Genomic DNA, 18,557 nt, shown 5'->3' on the forward strand with positions numbered 1-18,557 from the left:
CATGATTAATTCGCCCCGAGTTTGTGTACAGGTGCAAAGCGTCTATATCGAATCGCAATCTTCTCCGCAAGAAGAGCGCTACGTCTTCGCTTATACCGTCACCATTCGCAATCTGGGGCGGACTCAGGTTCAGCTTCTTGGCCGCTACTGGCTTATCACCAATGGGCACGGTCGTGAGACCGAAGTCCAGGGGGAAGGCGTTGTCGGCGAGCAGCCGCATATTCCGGCCGGCGGTGAATACCAATATACCAGCGGCGCGGTCATTGAAACGCCGCTGGGCACCATGCAGGGACATTATGAGATGATCGATGTGAACGGCGCGCCGTTCACCATTGAAATCCCTGTTTTCCGTCTCGCAGTACCCACTCTCATCCATTAAAACAATGTCTACATACCTTATTGGCGACGTTCACGGTTGCTACGATGAACTGATCGCACTATTAGAGCAGGTGGAGTTTAACCCTGAGACTGATACGCTGTGGCTGACGGGCGACCTGGTCGCGCGCGGCCCCGGTTCGCTCGAAGTACTGCGTTTCGTGAAACAGCTTGGCGACAGCGTACGCATCGTGCTGGGCAATCATGACCTGCACCTGCTGGCGGTCTTTGCGGGCATTAGCCGCAATAAACCCAAAGATCGGCTGAAATCGCTGCTTGAGGCGCCGGACGCCGACGATCTGCTCAACTGGCTGCGTCGTCAGCCGATGATGCAAATCGATGAAGAGAAAAAGCTGGTTATGGCCCACGCCGGGATCACGCCGCAGTGGGATCTGGAAACCGCTAAACAGTGCGCTCGCGACGTGGAAGCCGTGCTTGCCAGCGACTCCTATCCGTTCTTCCTCGATGCGATGTACGGCGACATGCCGAACAACTGGAGCAACGAACTGAGCGGACTGGCGCGCCTGCGCTTTATCTCTAACGCTTTTACCCGCATGCGCTACTGCTTTCCGAACGGCCAGCTGGATATGTATGCCAAAGAGGCGCCGGAAAACGCGCCCGCGCCGCTCAAGCCGTGGTTTGCTATTCCCGGGCCGGTGGCCAGCGAGTACAGTATTGCCTTCGGTCATTGGGCTTCGCTGGAAGGGAAAGGCACGCCGGAAGGGATTTACGCGCTGGATACCGGCTGCTGCTGGGGCGGCGATCTGACCTGCCTGCGCTGGGAAGATAAGACGTACTTCACGCAGCCGTCAAACCGGCAGCCAAATCTTGATGAAGGCGAGGCGATCGCCTCCTGAAGAGAGTCACCCCGGTGAGCGAACGCCACCGGGGAAAACCTTAGCGACGCTCCAGAATCTCGAAGCAGTAACTATGGGAATTCTGCGCATCAGCATCGTGGAACTCGCTGAATACCGACTCCCACTCGTCCGGATCGTAATCCGGGAAATGAGTATCGCCTTCCACTTCCGCATCAATATGGGTCAGATAAAGCTTTTGCGCTTTTGGCAGGAACTGCTCATAAACGCGTCCGCCGCCGATCACCATCATCTCTTCGACGTCGCCGCAGGCGGCGATGGCTTCATCGACCGACTTCACCCACTGCACGCGATCGTCGGTGCCGGGCTGGCTGCTAATAACGATATTTTTACGCCCCGGTAACGGGCGACCGATAGATTCCCAGGTGAGACGCCCCATCACTACCGGTTTGTTTAAGGTATTGCGCTTAAACCAGGCGAGATCGGCAGGCAGATTCCACGGCATGGCATTTTCCATACCAATGACGCGATCTACCGCTAACGCCGCAATCAGACTGATCATTGAATAATTCCCGAATGCAAAAAATTGCCGCCACTATACGGAAAGCGTAATACTTCGTCGACTGGGCGGAGAGTAAAGAATCAGAAAATTTTAAGATTTGCTGGCGAGCCCACGTAAGCCCCGTGAGCCGCCAGACAGGATTTAAATTGAAAACAAAATGTTACTTGTAAAGCTAACGTAACACCCTGAATTCCCCCTTATGCCGGGGGTTTATTTTCCGGCTCATCAGCGATATCACCGGTATGCCTCCCCTCTTCCGTTCCTTGCCAGCCATGACGCTGAACCAGCGATAAATGGTTGCGGTCTTCGTTGATTATTCCGGTCAGCATATCGCTGGTGCGCTTGAATACCGCCACCCGGGAGGCCGCATCGTTTTCCGCCATGGCCACCATCTCTTCGACCATTTGCAGGTTGAAACGGCGGAACAGATCGGCGCGCTCGCGGGCCTCGTAGGCTCCCAGGCCCAGCGCCTCAAGCGTCATACGCCCGGACTTCAGCGCCGCTTCAAAGGTTTCACGCTCCGGCGCCTCAACGCCGGCCTGGCGCAGCTTGATGTAATGATCGACATCGCGGGCGCGGGAGATGATCTGCAGATGCGGGAAATGCTCTTTTGCCAGCTCCGCCAGCTGCAGGTTTGTCTGCGGATCGTCGATGGCGTTAATCAGCACTTCCGCTTTTTCCGCCCCCGCCGACTCCAGCAGGTCAACCCGCGTCGCATCGCCGTAGAACACCTTCATATCAAACTTACGCAGGGTATCGACGTGGTCAGGATCGTGATCGAGAATCACCATCTTCACGCCGCTGGAGAGCAGCACGCGGCCGGCAATCTGCCCGTAGCGGCCAAAGCCGGCAATAATTACTCGCGGCTGCTCTTCGTCAATTTCATCCGCCTCGCGCTCCTGACCGCTGGTGGATTTCTCCAGACGGGTCAGCAACACCAGCAGGATTGGCGTGGCAGCCATCGATAGCGCCACCGCCAGGGTCAGCGCCTTCGCCCATTCGCCGTCCAGGACATCGGCCATCTGCGCCGCGCCGAAGACCACAAAGGCAAATTCACTCCCCTGCCCCAGCAGCACCGCAAACCAACGGCGCTGCGCGCGAGGTACGCCTAACGGCCTGGCGATCAACCACAGCATCAGGGATTTAATCACCAGAAATCCCACCAGCAAAATCAGGATCCGCAGCGGATGAGTCACCAGAGTACCGAAGTCGATAGACATCCCGACGCCGATAAAAAACAGCCCCAGCAGCAGCCCCTTAAACGGTTCAATATCGCTTTCGAGAGCGTGGCGGTACTCCGAGCTCGCCAGCAGCACCCCGGCCAGGAATGCCCCCATCGCCATCGACAGCCCAACCTCTTCCAGCAGCAGCCCGAAGCCAAACACCAGGAACAGGGCCACGGCGCTGAAGACTTCACGCAGGCCGGAGCGCGCAACAAAACGCAGCATCGGCCGGGTCAGATAGCGGCCAAGCACCACCACCAGCGCCAGCGCACCCGCCACTTTCAGGGCCGAGAGTGCAAACGCGCCCAGCGTCGTCGAGCCGCCGCTCGCCGCCAGCAGCGGGATCATCGCCACCAGAGGAATAGCCGCAATATCCTGGAACAGCAGCACCGCAAAGGCGCTCCGGCCCAGCTGGGTGACCGTCAGGTTACGCTCGTTCATCGCCTGCATAGCGATCGCCGTTGAAGAGAGCGCCAGCGTCATGCCAATCAGCTCGGCAACCTGCCAGCGCAGACCAAGGGACATGCAGAACAGGCCGATCAGCACGCCGCAGACGACCATCTGCAGCGCCCCGCCGCCGAACACCGAAGCGCGAAGTTTCCACAGGCGCTGGGGATCGAGCTCAAGACCGATAACGAAAAGCATCAGCACCACGCCGATTTCCGCGAAGTGCAGAATCGACTCGGCGTCGGTGACCAGCCGCAGCCCCCACGGGCCAATAATGCAGCCGGCAATTAAGTAGCCGAGCACCGACCCTAAGCCCAGACGTACGGCAATCGGCACGATCAGCGCGGCGGAGCCTAAATAGATGAGCGCCTGTATCAGCGTATGGCTATCCATGGTTGTGCGCCTCCTGCCATTCGATTAAGCGTTGCCGATAGCGGCGCGCCTGCGCCTGTAGGGTTTCGTCATCGCAGATAAAAGTGCAATGCATCGCAAACGGCGGTAGCCATGTCATGCCGCAGTAGAGGGCTGTCGCCTGCAGCGGCTGCGCCAGGACGTCGAAACCGGGAAAGGAACCAATATCAAAGTGGCTTTCGCCGCCGCCGGTAGTAACCGCCCACATCAGCGATTTACCGCGCAGCGCGATACCGTTGTGACCGTATGCCCAGCCGTGCGCCAGCACTTTATCCATCCACAGCTTGAGCAGCGGCGGCACGCTGTACCACTGCATCGGATGCTGCCAGATAACCAGATCGGCACGGGCCAGCGCCGCCTGCTCGGCGGCGATATCAATATTAAAGTCAGGATAAAGCTGATAGAGGGAGCGTATCTCTACGCCGTCAAGCGTCCCTGCCTGCTCAAGCATCCGCTTATTCGCATGCGAGTGCTGCGGATAAGGGTGCGCATAAATTATGAGGATCATTGATTAGCCTGCGTTAGCTCTTGTTGTAATCAGCAAGAGTGTAGACAGTTAATCGAATCGCTTACAATGATAAGTGTGATTTATCTCTCATTCAGGGCGAGGATCGCTCAGGCAGGGGTGACCCCGCGATACGGGGCCAGGAATAACGCTTAGTTATCCAGTTCATCCATCGATTTAACCTGATCGCGATTGATCTGCTCGGTACGACCGGTTTCCGCGTTTTTGTAGGACACCAGACCGGTGTCGTCATCCACCTGGGGTTTGCCATCGGTGACAATAGTTTTGCCATCGGTGGTTTTTAGCGACTGATTAGATGAACAGCCAGCCACGGTGAAAAGCGCAGCAGCGGCAAAAATAGCGGCGGTGAGGGGCTTGTTGTACATGGTGTTTCTCTCCCGTTATTCAGTCATATTCATTATCACCCTAACCACTTTAGGCTAGCTGACTGTCCGGGGAGAGAAAACCAGAACTCTCCGAAGTGGCCTGTTAGCGCCGATCCCTCTGTTTTTGTTCGAAGTTCACCGCCGCGCCGATCAGGTTAGCATCGTTGCGGTATTGGCAGAGCACCACCTGCGGTAAAAATTCTGCTAAATCTTTTTCATTCACCAGCTCGTTCAGGCGCTGCTTGATGCCGTTAAAAATCCTATCGCTGGCGGAGATACCGCCGCCGATAATCAGGCAGTCTGGGTCGTAGCACACCTGCAAATTCAGTAAGCCTATCGCCATCCAGTGGTAAAACTGCGCCACTTCCTGCTGCGCGATATTGTCGCCCTCCTCAGCCAGGCGAAAGACATCCTCTCCGGAGACGGAGTCAGCCGCCAGCGACATGCGCCGGGCATAACGACACGCCGTAGCGACGGCGGTTGCCAGTTCGCTAAAGGTTTGCCCCTCGTGCAGGGTCATCATGCCAAATTCCCCGGCGTAGCGATGGCTGCCGTGGCGCAGGACTTTATTGTCGACAATGGCGCCACCGATACCTGAACCGGCAATCACAAACAGTACGCTGTCATACTCGCGGCCCGCGCCCAATGCCGCCTCGGCGATACCCGCCGAGTTGGCGTCGTTCTCAATGCATACCGGCAGTGAAAACAGCCCGGAAAGCTCTTCGACGATGGGAAAGTGATGAATATAGGGAATGGCGCTCAGGCCGCTAATGACCCCGCTCTGCGGATCCACGCACCCAGGAGCACTAATTGAGATCCCATTAATGGCGTAGCGCGACTGAAACTGTTGATAAAGTTCCAATAGCCGATTTTTCATCTCTTCCCAGCTATCAGGCGTCTCAACCGATGCGGTGTCCTTCAGCTCCCCCTGCTGCCAGACGCCATATTTAATCGATGTGCCGCCCCAATCAAACAAAAGTATCGCCATGTCGTTATCCTTGCGTGCGTCATGAAATGGTTTTGTTCCATTAAGGATGAACCCTCTCCCCCTATTTCGCTTTATCGCAACGCAAAAAAAAGCGCCTCCGGCGTTGGCCACCGGAGGCGCTTTTACTGGCAGATGAGATTACTTTTTAATCTGCGCGTGCATTTCCTGCACCGAGGTCACTTTCTCTATCGCGTTGGCATTGAGGGCCATTGCGGTAGCGAAACCGCCGTTCAGCGTGGTGTCGTAGTGCACTTTGTACTGCAGGGCGCTGCGGCGAATCAGCTTGGAGTCTTCAATCGCCTGACGGCCTGCGGTGGTGTTGATGATGTAGGTGTATTCGCCATTCTTGATGCGGTCCTGAATGTGCGGGCGGCCTTCATGCACCTTGTTCACCAGACGCGGGTTGATGCCGGCTTCGCCCAGCACAATCGCGGTACCGTGGGTTGCATCCAGCTCGAAACCAAACTTCAGCAGTTTTGCCGCCAGATCCACCACGCGCTCTTTGTCGCCTTCGCGTACGGAGAGCAGCGCGCGTCCCTGTTTCTTCATCGTCGAGTTGCTGCCTAACTGCGCCTTGGCGAACGCTTCCGCGAAGGTGCGGCCAACGCCCATGACTTCACCGGTAGAGCGCATTTCTGGCCCTAACAGCGGGTCAACGCCCGGGAATTTGTTAAACGGCAGAACCACCTCTTTCACCGAATAGTACGGCGGGATGATCTCTTTAGTGACGCCCTGCTGAGCCAGCGTTTTGCCCGCCATCACGCGCGCCGCGACTTTCGCCAGCGGTACGCCGGTGGCTTTCGAGACAAACGGGACGGTACGCGCCGCGCGCGGGTTGACTTCAATCAGGTAGACTTCGTTGTTTTTGACCGCAAACTGCACGTTCATCAGACCGCGTACCTGCAGCTCAAAGGCCAGCTTCTGCACCTGCTCGCGCATCACATCCTGAATTTCCTGGCTCAGGGTGTAGGCCGGCAGCGAACACGCGGAGTCGCCGGAGTGTACGCCCGCCTGCTCGATATGCTCCATGATGCCGCCAATCAGCACCATTTCGCCGTCGCAGATGGCATCGACGTCAACTTCAACCGCATCGTCAAGGAAGCGGTCCAGCAGCACCGGCGCATCGTTAGAGACGCTGACGGCGGTCTGGAAGTAGCGACGCAGGTCGATTTCGTCGTAGACGATTTCCATCGCGCGGCCGCCGAGAACGTAGGACGGGCGCACCACCAGCGGGTAGCCAATCTCTTTCGCCTTCTCGACCGCCATTTCGATCGCGGTCACGGTGGCGTTCGCCGGCTGCTTCAGCTTCAGGCGGTCAACCGCGTGCTGGAAGCGCTCACGGTCTTCCGCACGGTCGATTGCATCCGGGCTGGTGCCGATAACCGGCACGCCTGCGGCTTCCAGCGCGCGCGCCAGCTTCAGCGGCGTCTGGCCGCCGTACTGCACGATAACGCCTTTCGGCTTCTCAATGCGCACGATTTCCAGCACGTCTTCCAGCGTCACCGGTTCAAAGTAGAGGCGGTCAGAGGTGTCGTAATCGGTAGAGACGGTTTCCGGGTTACAGTTGACCATAATGGTCTCGTAGCCGTCTTCGCGCAGCGCCAGGGAGGCATGGACGCAGCAGTAGTCGAACTCGATGCCCTGGCCGATACGGTTCGGGCCGCCGCCGAGCACCATGATTTTATCGCGGTCAACGGACGGATTGGCTTCGCACTCATCTTCATAGGTGGAGTACATATAGGCAGTATCGGTAGCGAATTCCGCCGCGCAGGTATCCACGCGCTTGTAGACCGGGTGCAGGTCATACTGGTCGCGCAGCTTGCGGATTTCCGCTTCGCGCACGCCAGCCAGCTTCGCCAGACGCGCATCGGCAAAGCCTTTACGCTTGAGCTGACGCAGGAAGTCGGCGTCGAGGCCGGTAATACCGACTTCAGCCACTTTCTCCTCCAGACGCACCAGCTCTTCAATCTGCACCAGGAACCAGCGGTCGATATTGGTCAGGTTGAATACGCCATCAACGGAGAGGCCCGCGCGGAAAGCGTCAGCGATGTACCAGATACGCTCAGCGCCAGCATCTTTCAGTTCGCGGCGAATCTTGGTCAGCGCTTCCGGATCATCGAGGCTCACTTTCGGGTCGAAGCCGGTAGCGCCGACTTCCAGGCCGCGCAGCGCTTTCTGCAGGGATTCCTGCTGGGTGCGGCCAATCGCCATCACTTCGCCCACCGATTTCATCTGGGTGGTCAGACGGTCGTTGGCGCCGACGAATTTTTCAAAGTTGAAGCGTGGGATTTTGGTCACAACGTAGTCGATGGACGGCTCAAACGACGCCGGGGTGCGGCCGCCGGTGATATCGTTCATCAGCTCATCAAGGGTGTAACCGACCGCCAGCTTCGCCGCCACTTTAGCGATCGGGAAGCCGGTGGCTTTCGAGGCCAGCGCCGAGGAGCGGGAGACGCGCGGGTTCATTTCGATAACGATCAGGCGGCCATCTTTCGGGTTCACCGAGAACTGAACGTTGGAACCGCCGGTCTCTACGCCGATTTCACGCAGTACCGCCATCGAGGCGTTACGCATGATTTGGTACTCTTTATCGGTCAGGGTCTGTGCCGGCGCGACGGTGATAGAGTCGCCGGTGTGGATGCCCATTGCGTCGAAGTTTTCAATAGAGCAGACGATGATGCAGTTGTCGTTTTTATCACGCACCACTTCCATCTCGTACTCTTTCCAGCCAATCAGCGACTCATCAATCAGCAGCTCATTCGTCGGCGAGAGATCCAGACCGCGTTCGCAGATTTCTTCGAACTCTTCGCGGTTGTAGGCGATACCGCCGCCGGTGCCGCCCATAGTAAAGGAAGGACGGATGATGCACGGGAAGCCAACTTCAGCGGCAACCGCCAGCGCTTCTTCCATGGTATGTGCGATCCCGGAACGCGCGGTGTCGAGGCCAATTTTCTTCATTGCCACGTCGAAACGGCGGCGGTCTTCCGCTTTATCAATCGCGTCGGCGGTCGCGCCAATCATGGTCACGCCGAACTCGGCCAGCACGCCCTGACGCTCCAGCTCCAGCGCGCAGTTCAGCGCCGTCTGGCCGCCCATGGTCGGCAGAACCGCATCCGGACGCTCTTTCTCAATGATCTTGCGCACCACTTCCCAGTGAATCGGCTCGATGTAGGTAGCATCGGCCATTTCCGGGTCGGTCATGATGGTGGCCGGGTTAGAGTTCACCAGAATGACGCGGTAGCCCTCTTCGCGCAGCGCTTTACACGCCTGGGCGCCGGAGTAGTCAAATTCACACGCCTGACCGATAACAATCGGGCCCGCGCCCAGAATCAGGATGCTTTTTATATCTGTACGTTTTGGCATGGCTCTCTTAACTCCTGATTATTTCGCGGACTGACGGTACTGCTTAATTAACTCGATAAAATGGTCGAACAGCGGTGCGGCATCGTGCGGGCCGGGGCTCGCCTCCGGGTGTCCCTGGAAGCTGAACGCCGGTTTGTCAGTACGATGAATCCCCTGCAGGGTGCCGTCGAACAGCGACTTATGGGTGACGCGCAGGTTGGCCGGCATAGACGCTTCATCCACCGCGAAACCGTGGTTCTGCGCGGTGATCATCACCACGTTGTTATCAATATCTTTTACCGGATGGTTGCCGCCGTGGTGGCCGAACTTCATCTTCACGGTCTTCGCGCCGCTCGCCAGCGCCAGCAGCTGGTGGCCGAGGCAAATGCCGAATACAGGAACGCTGGTTTCCAGAAACTTCTCAATCGCGTCGATAGCGTAGTCACAAGGCGCCGGGTCGCCGGGACCGTTGGACAGGAAGATCCCGTCCGGATTCATCTTCAGCACCTCTTCGGCAGGAGTCTTAGCCGGAACCACCGTCAGACGGCAGCCGCGGTCTACCAGCATGCGCAAAATGTTGCGCTTGGCGCCGAAATCGTAGGCCACCACGTGAAACGGCAGCTCGCTTTCCGCTTTGGCTTCCGGCAGGTCACCCGCAAGGGTCCAGCTTCCCTGCGTCCAGCTGTAGGTTTCTGCGGTGGTTACTTCCTTCGCCAGATCCATACCGTTAAGGCCCGGGAACGCTTTTGCCTTTTCCAGCGCCAGCTGCGCATCCGGGCTATCGCCGGCGATGATGCAGCCGTTCTGCGCGCCTTTTTCACGCAGCAGGCGGGTCAGCTTACGGGTGTCGATATCGGCAATCGCTACAATGTTATGGCGCTTCAGATAAGAAGAGAGGTCTTCGGTATTGCGGAAGTTGCTGGCAATCAGCGGCAGATCGCGAATGACCAGACCCTGCGCGTGTACCTGAGAAGATTCTTCATCGGCGGCATTGGTGCCGACATTGCCGATATGGGGATAAGTTAGAGTGACGATTTGGCGGGAATAGGAAGGATCAGTGAGGATTTCTTGATAACCGGTCATTGAAGTATTGAAAACGACTTCCCCAACCGCCGTGCCGGTAGCCCCAATGGCCCGACCGTGAAACTGGGTTCCGTCTTCCAGAACCAATAGCGCTGACTTAATCAAAACACCCTCCAGAGAATATCCACTCACTTTATTTGCATATTAATTCATAATGTAGATCTGAATCAATGCAAATCTGTTGCCCGCAGAATTTTGGCAAACGGCGGCATTCTGGAGAGATGGCGGGTAAAAGTCAACTTAAAGCGGATATTTTTAATCTTGTTTCAGGCGACTACTCTGTAATCTCTGCTTTAAGCGGCAAAAAGATCAACTAACTCGCCTGGGAAAACGCTTGCGGAGGCGGAAGAGTGTAAAAACTGCGCTCAAGGTGTAAAAAAGTGGACCGGATGGTCAAAATTTACAATAAAACAACAAAATCAGGGTGGATAATGTATTTTTTTGGAGGGTTCATCCAATAAAAATCGCAAAAATCAAAAAATAAAAAAGGGCAATAAAGTATTGCCCCTTGCAATCAATTACTTATTGAAAGCAATAACCACATCACGATGGGTAATAATCGTTATAAAGAGTTCAATTCAAGCACATCACGCATATCAAAAAGACCATTTTTCTTGCCTTTTAGCCATAATGCAGAGCGAACGGCACCATTTGCAAAAGTCATCCGGCTGGAAGCCTTATGGCTGATTTCAATACGTTCGCCGATATCCGCAAACATCGCCGTATGTTCGCCGACGATATCCCCGGCGCGCACGGTTGCAAAGCCGATGGTTCCGGGAACGCGTTCACCGGTATAGCCTTCGCGACTGTATACCGCGCACTCCTTCAGATCTTTATCCAGCGCGCCGGCAATCGCCTCGCCCATCGCCAGCGCCGTACCTGATGGCGCGTCGACTTTATGGCGATGATGCGCTTCAATAATCTCAATATCGGTATAGTCGCCCATCACCTTCGCCGCTTTCTCCAGCAGCTTAAGCATAACGTTAACGCCAACGCTAAAGTTGGCGGCAAAGACGATGGCGATCTCCTGCGACGCCTCGCGAATGGCCTGCTTCCCGGCGTCGTCAAAACCGGTGGTGCCGATAACCATGCCTTTACCATGTTGACGGCAAAAAGCGAGATGGTTCAGCGTGCCTTCCGGACGGGTGAAATCGATGAAGACATCGAAATCGTCTTTTACCGCCTCAAGGCTGCTCTGCACCACCACCCCTGACTTGCCCGCGCCCGCCAGTTCGCCCGCATCGCTGCCGAGCAGCGAGGAACCTTCGCGCTCCAGCGCCGCGCCAAGCGCCGCGCCTTCCATCTGCTGTACCGCCTGAATTAACTGGCGTCCCATCCGGCCGCCCGCGCCCGCGATGGCCACGCGGATATGTGCATCATGCATAGCTATTCTCTTTTGTTAACACTACGTAAATTGTTTTCAGAGTAACTAGCCCAACGATGAGCCGCTACTCAAAAACACCGATAATTAGAAATTTATGACAAACTGCCGCCGATATCAGTAAAAACTATACGATTATGCCGGGAATCGGCCATTGGGCAGAGAGAAGGAATGAACAAATGGGGCTGGAACCCCGGTTCAGCCATGTGCAGGTCAATCCGGGGTCAGCTATCGATGAAAAACCGGGCAATTAATGCAGGAACATCTCCCCGGCAGGAAAACCAGACAGGAACCAGGTTACCGCCAGCAGGTCAGCGCTGCCGCCAGGGCTAAGATGGCGAACAATCAGTTCATCATCCAGCTGGCGCAGCGCTTCCAGCCCGCCATCGGCCAGCACTCCGCCTTCCCACAGCAGCTTTTGCGCCTGCTGCTGAACAAAATTCAGCCCTTCCAGCCCACCGCGCGATACCAGATTGGTATCGTCATTCCAGGCCATCAGATGCAGCAGGGTCTGCAATAACGCCAGATTGGCGTCGCCGGTATTCGCCATGACGCGATTGAATACCGGCATCGCCTGAGTGCGCACGGTGTGAAAGCCGCTTTCCGCTTCGCCTCTGGCACCGGAGAGCCCGTAGCGCAGGAAATGCCCTTCGCCTTTGCTCACCTTCTTTCCTTCAGAGGAGGAGAGCTCGCGCGCCACCAGGCCGCGACAGAATCGGGCCACCTGATCGCAAACCCGATGCTGTTCAACCGGCTCCCCTCTGGCAACCAGTCTTCCCGCCGCCGCGCAGAGCAGGCCAAAAGCGAAGATCGCGCCGCGATGGGTGTTCACCCCGCCGGTGGCTTCCAGCATATCCGTCTCGCAGGCCATGCCCACCGGACGCAGCATCGTCAACACCTGTTCCGGCGTGATATTGGCGGTGTCGTGTCCCATAATGAAAAACTTCTCCATCCACGGGGCGACAACCGCCGTACTGGCCTCAAAGGTGGCCAGATCCATATCCCGATGCGCGCCGGCATTACGAATATCCACCAGACCCGGCTTCGGCGTCAGGCGAACTTCAGTCAGTAGCGCCCGTCCCACGCGAGAAACCATCTCCTCAGCCGTCACCGTTTGACGGCTCAATGGCCGATGCTGGCTTATTATCACTTCGCTCATGCCTTTCTCCTCAGCGCGTTTAACCAGCGGTTTTAACCTGACGAATCACGTCGATCACCGAACCATCGCGATAGCGCACCACGGCCACGACCCGATCGGTGAATTCGATCGGATCAGGCTTGCCGGTCAACAGTTCGGCGCGCTGCTGTAGCTCTTCGATGGTCATGAGCTGGATGCCCGCGTTACGCAGGTTATCAATCAGGTCCTGACGCGCCGGGTTAACGGCAATACCGTGGTCGGTCACCAGCACATCCACGCTGGCCCCCGGCGTGACGCGAGTCAGGACTTTCTCCACCACGCACGGAATACGCCCACGCACCAGCGGCGCGGTGATAATGGTTAAATCCGCGCCTGCCGCCGTATCGCTATGGCCGCCGGACGCCCCGCGCAGTACACCGTTGGAGCCGGTCATCACGTTAACGTTAAACCCGGTGTCGATTTCCAGTGCGCTGAGCATCACCACATTCAGGCGTTCGCAGGAGATCCCTTTCGAACCGGGATTGGCGTACTGATTAGCGGAAATTTCGATATGATTAGGGTTGTTCGCCAGCGAACGGGCGGCATCGCCGTCGAAAGATTGGGTATCCAGCAGCGCTTTGATCAAGCCCTTTTCATGCAGATCGACCATCGTGCCGGTAATCCCGCCCAAACCAAAGCTGGCGGTGATATTGTTACGACGCATCTTATCTTCGAGGAAGCGAGTTACCGCCAGCGATGCGCCGCCGGTACCGGTTTGCAAAGAGAAGCCCTCTTTGAAGTAGCCCGAATGTTCGATGACTTTGGCCGCCTGGCGGGCGATCAGCAGCTCGCGTGGGTTGCTGGTCAGACGGATCGCGCCAGCGGTGATTTTCGCCGGATCGCCGACTTCATCAACCTGCACGATCAGATCCACCTGATCCTGGGCGATGCTGGCCGGATAGTTCGGATAATCCACCCACTCTTCAGTCAGCAGTACCACGCATCTGGCGGCATCGGCATCCACTTTGGCGTAACCCAGCGAGCCGCAGCGGGATTTACCGCTAAAGCCGTTGGCATTGCCATATTCATCGCAGCACGGCACGCCGAGGAACGCCACGTCAATGGTTAGCTCACCGGTTTGCACTAAATACGCCCGGCCGCCGTGGGAATGGATTTGTACCGGATTTTCCATCAGCCCGGCGGAGATCTCTTCCCCCAGCTTCCCGCGCAGACCGGAGGTGTAAATCTGCCGGATCACGCCGTTTTTTATGTGCTCGATCAGCGGCCAGTGGGCGTCGATCAGCGAGCTTGAGGCCAGCGTCAGATCGCGAAAGCCCATTTCAGCCAGCTTCGCCACCACCATATTGACCACCTTGTCACCGCCGCGAAACGCGTGATGAAAGGAGATGGTCATACCGTTTTGCAGCCCGGAGCGGCGAATCGCCTCCTCCAGCGAAGCGCAGACTTTACGCTGCCGCTTTTCGCTTTCACTGGCCAGCCACGGACTCTTCGCCGTTACCCCTGCGTAAGGTTCTAATCCTTCCGGCATGACGTACTGTTGATTAAGCATTGCCACGGTCTCTTTCATTATTTCCTCCTTAATCACGAATGCCGGAAGCCGACAGCGCCACGACTTTGCGCGCATGATCGATAATCGGTCCATCTATCATCTTGCCGTTTAGCGAGACCACGCCGAGTCCGCGTTCTTCCGCCTCTTCCGCCGCCGCGATGACGTCCCGCGCATGCTCAACTTCTTTCAGCGTTGGGGCATAAACCTGGTGCAGCAGCTCAATCTGGCGCGGGTTAACCAGCGATTTGCCGTTAAAGCCGAGATTTTTCGCCAGATTCGCTTCCGCGAGGAAACCCTCTTCATTGTTAATGTCCGACCACACGACGTCATAGGCCGCGATTCCGGCGACGCGGGCCGCGTGCAGCACCGCGCAGCGGGCGTAGAACAGCTCCGTACCGTCGCCGCGGCAGGTCCCCATATCCATGACGTAGTCGAAGGCCGCCAGCGCAATGGCCGACAGACGCGGACTGGCGCGGGCGATTTCTACCGCGTTCACCACGCCCAGCGCCGACTCAATCGCCGCCATTAATTTGGTGCTGCCCACCTCCCGGCCGCACTCGCGCTCAATACGTTCGACGTGAGCCTCCAGCTCATGAATATCTTCTTTGCTATCGGTTTTCGGCAGACGCACCATGTCGACGCCAGCCCGCACCACCGCCTCAAGGTCGGCAAGGCCGAACGGCGTGCTGAGCGGGTTAATACGCACCACGGTTTCCACATCCCGGTAGAGCGGATGCTGGAGCGCATGATGCACCAGCAGGCGAGCGGTATCTTTTTCTCGTAGCGAGACGGCGTCTTCGAGGTCAAACATCACCGCGTCAGCGCCGTAGACAAAAGAGGTGCTTAACATCGCGGCGTTGGCGCCGGGGATAAACAGCATACTGCGACGAGGTTTCATAGCTGGCTCCATTGCGGTTGAGATTGTTGCGCCGCGCGCAGCGCTGCGGCCTGGACGCGAGCCTTCAGCACGCATTCGAGCGCGCCTTTATCATCGACGACGACGTTCGCCCGGGTAACGCCAAGCTGGGTCAGCGTCTCTCTGACGACGCGTTCAATCGCCGCGCCAAACTGCTGCTTCACAATGCTGTCGATTTCAAGCTGAATACCTGGCTCATTCGCAGGCCCAATCCTGACCATCACATCGCTGGACTCCAGCGTGCCGGCCAGGGCGTCAATCATCATTTCCATAGAGGCTGATCCTTAGTTATGGCGGTAAAATCAGGCGGTCTGGCGTTCGCTTTCCGCCAGATGCATCAGAAAAGCGAGCGTTCCCGGCGGTACCAGCGGCTCGATAGCCGACCACTGGCGCTGCTGATACAGCTTGCGCACCCGGGAAGCGGAAATCGGCGCGCCCTCTTTCTCAACCCGCGCCAGCTCAACCACTTCAATGGTCGGCGCGTCGCCGGGCGCTTCCAGCAGCTGTCGCATACGCAGGTTGTAATTACGGGTTAATTCGCACAGCGGTTCGCTGCCGACAAAGCGGTGGGTGACCCCCAGCGCCGGAGCTAAATGTTCGCGAAACAGCTGCAGATCGATCTGGCAGTGGCAATCGTCAACCACGCCTTTGTCTTTCAGGAAGTAGCCGGGGAAAGTGGCGCGCGAGATCAGATAGGACGATCCCGGATGCAGGGTCACGTTATCGATCCCGGCGATCCCCTGCTCGATCAGCGCCACGCGATCCTGGTAGCTGAAAAATGAAGCATCTTCCTTCACCACGAAAAGATGCAGCCAGTCGCACTGGCGAGCGGCTTGCTCCACCAGCCAGCGATGCCCCAGCGTAAAGGGATTGGCGTTCATTACGATGGCGCCGATTTTTTCTCCGGGCTGGCGATACATCCTGAGCTGGCGGCAATAGCGGGCCAGGCGTTCGCGGCTGTTCTCCATCAAAACGGCCCTGTCGCCCGCACGGGCGATAGGCCAAAAACCGGCGCAGGAAAAGAGGGCCGCGTTATAAGGTTTAGTGAACAGAAACAGCTCGCTGCGGCCCAGCTCATACGCCAGGGTCATCAGTTCAGTCAGCAGCTTCAGGCTAAGCCCTTCTCCCTGCAGCGACGGGTCGACGGCAATGCACTTCAGCACGCATCCGGCAATCGCGCCGCAGCCAACAATGCGCCGCTGGTACTCGGCGACAATCACTATTTCGCAATCCGCCTCCAGCGAGAGCTGATGCTGATGAAGAAAGAGGTCAACGGCCTCTCGCCGCCGGGGATCTTTCTGTACCACGACGCGTTTTAATATCAGATTCATTTTTTTCGCGCTTCATTGACCAAAACAAGCTGTATTTCGCCACCGTTCCCGTAGCGGTTCTTTTATTTGAATCACACTTTTCCCCGTACCTTAATTTGCTTTATGGTTTTTATGTTGTTAATTAATTCAGAAGAATAAAAACAATTAAATTAATTAAAAACACGACTAATCAGTGAACGTAATCACATATCGCCGTAGCGCATCTTTATTATTATGCCGCCGTCCTATTATTGCTTTTTCTAACGGCATTATTCCTTTTTTTAACAGGGTGACGTCATATGACTAATATGAGCCAGGCTCCTTCGACGGAGAAAAATGGTGTAAGTGAACTGCTGAAGTTTAAAATCTTCGGCATGCCGCTTCCGCTATACGCGTTTGCGTTAATCACTTTACTACTTTCACATTTTTATAACGCGCTGCCGACCGACATTGTTGGCGGCTTCGCCATCATGTTTATTATCGGCGCCATCTTTGGCGAAATTGGCAAACGGCTGCCGATATTTAATAAATATATTGGCGGCGCGCCGGTGATGATCTTCCTCGTAGCTGCTTATTTCGTTTACGCAGGCATTTTTACCCAAAAAGAAATTGATGCAATCACTAATGTGATGGATAAAAGCAACTTCCTGAACTTATTCATCGCAGTTTTGATAACTGGCGCAATTCTCTCGGTTAACCGTAAACTGCTGTTGAAATCGCTGCTGGGTTATATTCCGACGATCCTTATGGGGATCCTCGGCGCATCTATCTTCGGGATTATCATCGGCCTGTGCTTCGGTATTTCCGTAGACCGCATCATGATGCTGTACGTTCTGCCGATTATGGGCGGCGGTAACGGCGCAGGCGCGGTTCCGCTGTCCGAAATTTATCACTCCGTCACCGGCCGCTCCCGTGAAGAGTACTACTCCACCGCGATTGCCATTCTGACCATCGCCAATATCTTCGCCATCGTTTTTGCCGCACTGCTCGATATTATCGGTAAAAAACACACCTGGCTGAGCGGGGAAGGCGAACTGGTACGTAAAGCCTCCTTTAAAGTCGATGATGATGAAAAAGCAGGCCAGATTACCCATCGCGAAACGGCGGTCGGCCTGGTGCTCGCCACCACCTGTTTCCTGCTGGCCTACGTCATTGCCAAGAAAATTTTGCCAAGCATTGGCGGTGTCTCAATCCACTATTTCGCCTGGATGGTGCTGATCGTCGCGGCGCTGAATGCTTCCGGCCTCTGCTCGCCGGAGATCAAAGCCGGGGCCAAACGCCTGTCTGACTTCTTCTCTAAGCAGCTGCTGTGGGTACTGATGGTCGGCGTCGGCGTGTGCTACACCGACCTGCAGGAAATTATCGACGCGATTACCTTCGCGAACGTCATCATCGCTGCGGTAATCGTTGTAGGTGCTGTCGTCGGGGCGGCCGTCGGCGGCTGGATGATTGGCTTCTTCCCGATCGAATCCGCCATCACCGCAGGCCTGTGCATGGCTAACCGCGGCGGCTCAGGCGACCTGGAAGTGCTCTCTGCCTGTAACCGTATGAATCTTATCTCTTATGCGCAAATCTCCTCCCGTCTGGGCGGCGGTATTGTGCTGGTCATCGCCAGCATTGTGTTCGGCATGATGATGTAACCAACACGCACGATGGCGATGTTTGAGCGTCAACCACAGCGATGCCAATTAGGGGCCAGAGCCGGGGGCGGCTTCGGGAAATCCACCCTACTCCTTAGCCGGAAGTATCGTTTGGTTAGCCTTCAAACACGCCGTCGTGCCCTTACTTTAGGGTCTTTCAATGACTGAAGCTGTACTGCTGGGTGAAGGCTTCACCCTGATGTTCCTCGGCATGGGGTTCGTGCTGGCGTTTCTGTTTCTGCTGATTTTCGCCATCCAGGGCATGTCCGCCGCCGTCAACCGCTTCTTCCCCGAACCGGCTGTCGCGCCGAAGGCGGCACCTGCGCCCGCCGCCGCGCACGCTGACGATTTCGCCCGCTTAAAGCCGGTGATTGCCGCCGCTCTCCACCACCATCGCCGACTTAACCCTTAATTCACGGAGGAATCCATGACCGTTGCCATTACCGATGTCGTCCTGCGCGACGCCCACCAGTCCCTTTTCGCCAC

The 18,557-nt window shown here is 56.7% G+C and carries 17 protein-coding genes; 4 read left to right on the forward strand and 13 right to left on the reverse strand.

The genetic code is table 11. From position 1 onward, the window contains the following. Position 1 precedes the first annotated feature (1 nt). Together apaG and apaH are read left to right on the forward strand one after the other, a co-directional pair. Positions 2–379, forward strand: coding sequence for a Co2+/Mg2+ efflux protein ApaG (apaG, locus tag ACSIPU_RS28595; RefSeq protein WP_004108227.1), 378 nt, complete (start codon positions 2–4; stop codon positions 377–379). Positions 380–383: 4 nt separating this feature from the next. Continuing rightward, entirely contained in the window at positions 384–1,232 is an 849-nt protein-coding gene (gene apaH / locus ACSIPU_RS28600) for a bis(5'-nucleosyl)-tetraphosphatase (symmetrical) ApaH (protein ID WP_004108229.1), read from the forward strand. A 40-nt stretch (positions 1,233–1,272) separates the two neighbouring features. Here the strand turns inward: apaH and folA are convergent, their stop codons facing one another. The 13 genes from folA to citC all read right to left on the reverse strand — a co-directional run bounded on the left by folA (position 1,273) and on the right by citC (position 16,452). Then, a complete protein-coding gene (folA, locus tag ACSIPU_RS28605) occupies positions 1,273–1,752 on the reverse strand; it encodes a type 3 dihydrofolate reductase (protein WP_004108231.1) in 480 nt (159 codons plus the stop codon). 197 nt (positions 1,753–1,949) lie between these two features. After that, a complete protein-coding gene (gene kefC / locus ACSIPU_RS28610; protein WP_004108233.1) occupies positions 1,950–3,815 on the reverse strand; it encodes a glutathione-regulated potassium-efflux system protein KefC in 1,866 nt (621 codons plus the stop codon). Continuing rightward, entirely contained in the window at positions 3,808–4,341 is a 534-nt protein-coding gene (kefF, locus tag ACSIPU_RS28615; protein WP_004108234.1) for a glutathione-regulated potassium-efflux system oxidoreductase KefF, read from the reverse strand. Before kefF ends, kefC begins: the two co-directional genes overlap by 8 nt. A gap of 149 nt (positions 4,342–4,490) precedes the next feature. Continuing rightward, positions 4,491–4,724 carry a YgdI/YgdR family lipoprotein gene (locus tag ACSIPU_RS28620; protein WP_004108236.1) on the reverse strand — a complete coding sequence of 78 codons (234 nt, stop codon included), beginning with the start codon at positions 4,722–4,724 and terminating at the stop codon, positions 4,491–4,493. Positions 4,725–4,827: 103 nt separating this feature from the next. Continuing rightward, positions 4,828–5,712 (reverse strand): ROK family protein, encoded by an 885-nt coding sequence (locus tag ACSIPU_RS28625; RefSeq protein WP_196558277.1) that lies wholly within the window; start codon positions 5,710–5,712, stop codon positions 4,828–4,830. A gap of 138 nt (positions 5,713–5,850) precedes the next feature. Then, entirely contained in the window at positions 5,851–9,075 is a 3,225-nt protein-coding gene (gene carB / locus ACSIPU_RS28630) for a carbamoyl-phosphate synthase large subunit (protein ID WP_004108241.1), read from the reverse strand. Between the two features lie 18 nt (positions 9,076–9,093). Then, on the reverse strand, positions 9,094–10,242 hold the full coding sequence (gene carA / locus ACSIPU_RS28635) for a glutamine-hydrolyzing carbamoyl-phosphate synthase small subunit (RefSeq protein WP_017145012.1): 1,149 nt from the start codon (positions 10,240–10,242) through the stop codon (positions 9,094–9,096). A 457-nt stretch (positions 10,243–10,699) separates the two neighbouring features. After that, a complete protein-coding gene (gene dapB / locus ACSIPU_RS28640; RefSeq protein WP_004108255.1) occupies positions 10,700–11,521 on the reverse strand; it encodes a 4-hydroxy-tetrahydrodipicolinate reductase in 822 nt (273 codons plus the stop codon). A gap of 247 nt (positions 11,522–11,768) precedes the next feature. Further along, positions 11,769–12,614 carry a triphosphoribosyl-dephospho-CoA synthase CitG gene (gene citG / locus ACSIPU_RS28645; protein WP_371297967.1) on the reverse strand — a complete coding sequence of 282 codons (846 nt, stop codon included), beginning with the start codon at positions 12,612–12,614 and terminating at the stop codon, positions 11,769–11,771. A gap of 82 nt (positions 12,615–12,696) precedes the next feature. After that, positions 12,697–14,223, reverse strand: coding sequence for a citrate lyase subunit alpha (gene citF, locus ACSIPU_RS28650; RefSeq protein ID WP_004108265.1), 1,527 nt, complete (start codon positions 14,221–14,223; stop codon positions 12,697–12,699). A 10-nt stretch (positions 14,224–14,233) separates the two neighbouring features. Beyond that, on the reverse strand, positions 14,234–15,103 hold the full coding sequence (gene citE, locus ACSIPU_RS28655) for a citrate (pro-3S)-lyase subunit beta (RefSeq protein WP_004108268.1): 870 nt from the start codon (positions 15,101–15,103) through the stop codon (positions 14,234–14,236). Continuing rightward, entirely contained in the window at positions 15,100–15,393 is a 294-nt protein-coding gene (gene citD / locus ACSIPU_RS28660; protein ID WP_004108271.1) for a citrate lyase acyl carrier protein, read from the reverse strand. The genes citE and citD overlap by 4 nt, the downstream gene beginning before the upstream one ends. Positions 15,394–15,423: 30 nt before the next feature. Then, on the reverse strand, positions 15,424–16,452 hold the full coding sequence (gene citC, locus ACSIPU_RS28665; protein WP_017145014.1) for a [citrate (pro-3S)-lyase] ligase: 1,029 nt from the start codon (positions 16,450–16,452) through the stop codon (positions 15,424–15,426). Positions 16,453–16,730: 278 nt separating this feature from the next. Here citC and citS point away from each other — a divergent pair, with 278 nt between their 5' ends. Both citS and ACSIPU_RS28675 read left to right on the forward strand, forming a co-directional pair. After that, entirely contained in the window at positions 16,731–18,071 is a 1,341-nt protein-coding gene (gene citS / locus ACSIPU_RS28670; protein ID WP_004108277.1) for a citrate/sodium symporter CitS, read from the forward strand. Between the two features lie 160 nt (positions 18,072–18,231). Continuing rightward, positions 18,232–18,483: an oxaloacetate decarboxylase subunit gamma gene (locus ACSIPU_RS28675; protein ID WP_023320313.1), complete on the forward strand. Its 252-nt coding sequence runs from the start codon at positions 18,232–18,234 to the stop codon at positions 18,481–18,483. Positions 18,484–18,557: the final 74 nt, after the last annotated feature.

This window comes from Klebsiella sp. HN106 (assembly GCF_051209435.1).
GTDB classification, from domain to species: Bacteria; Pseudomonadota; Gammaproteobacteria; order Enterobacterales; family Enterobacteriaceae; genus Klebsiella; species Klebsiella oxytoca.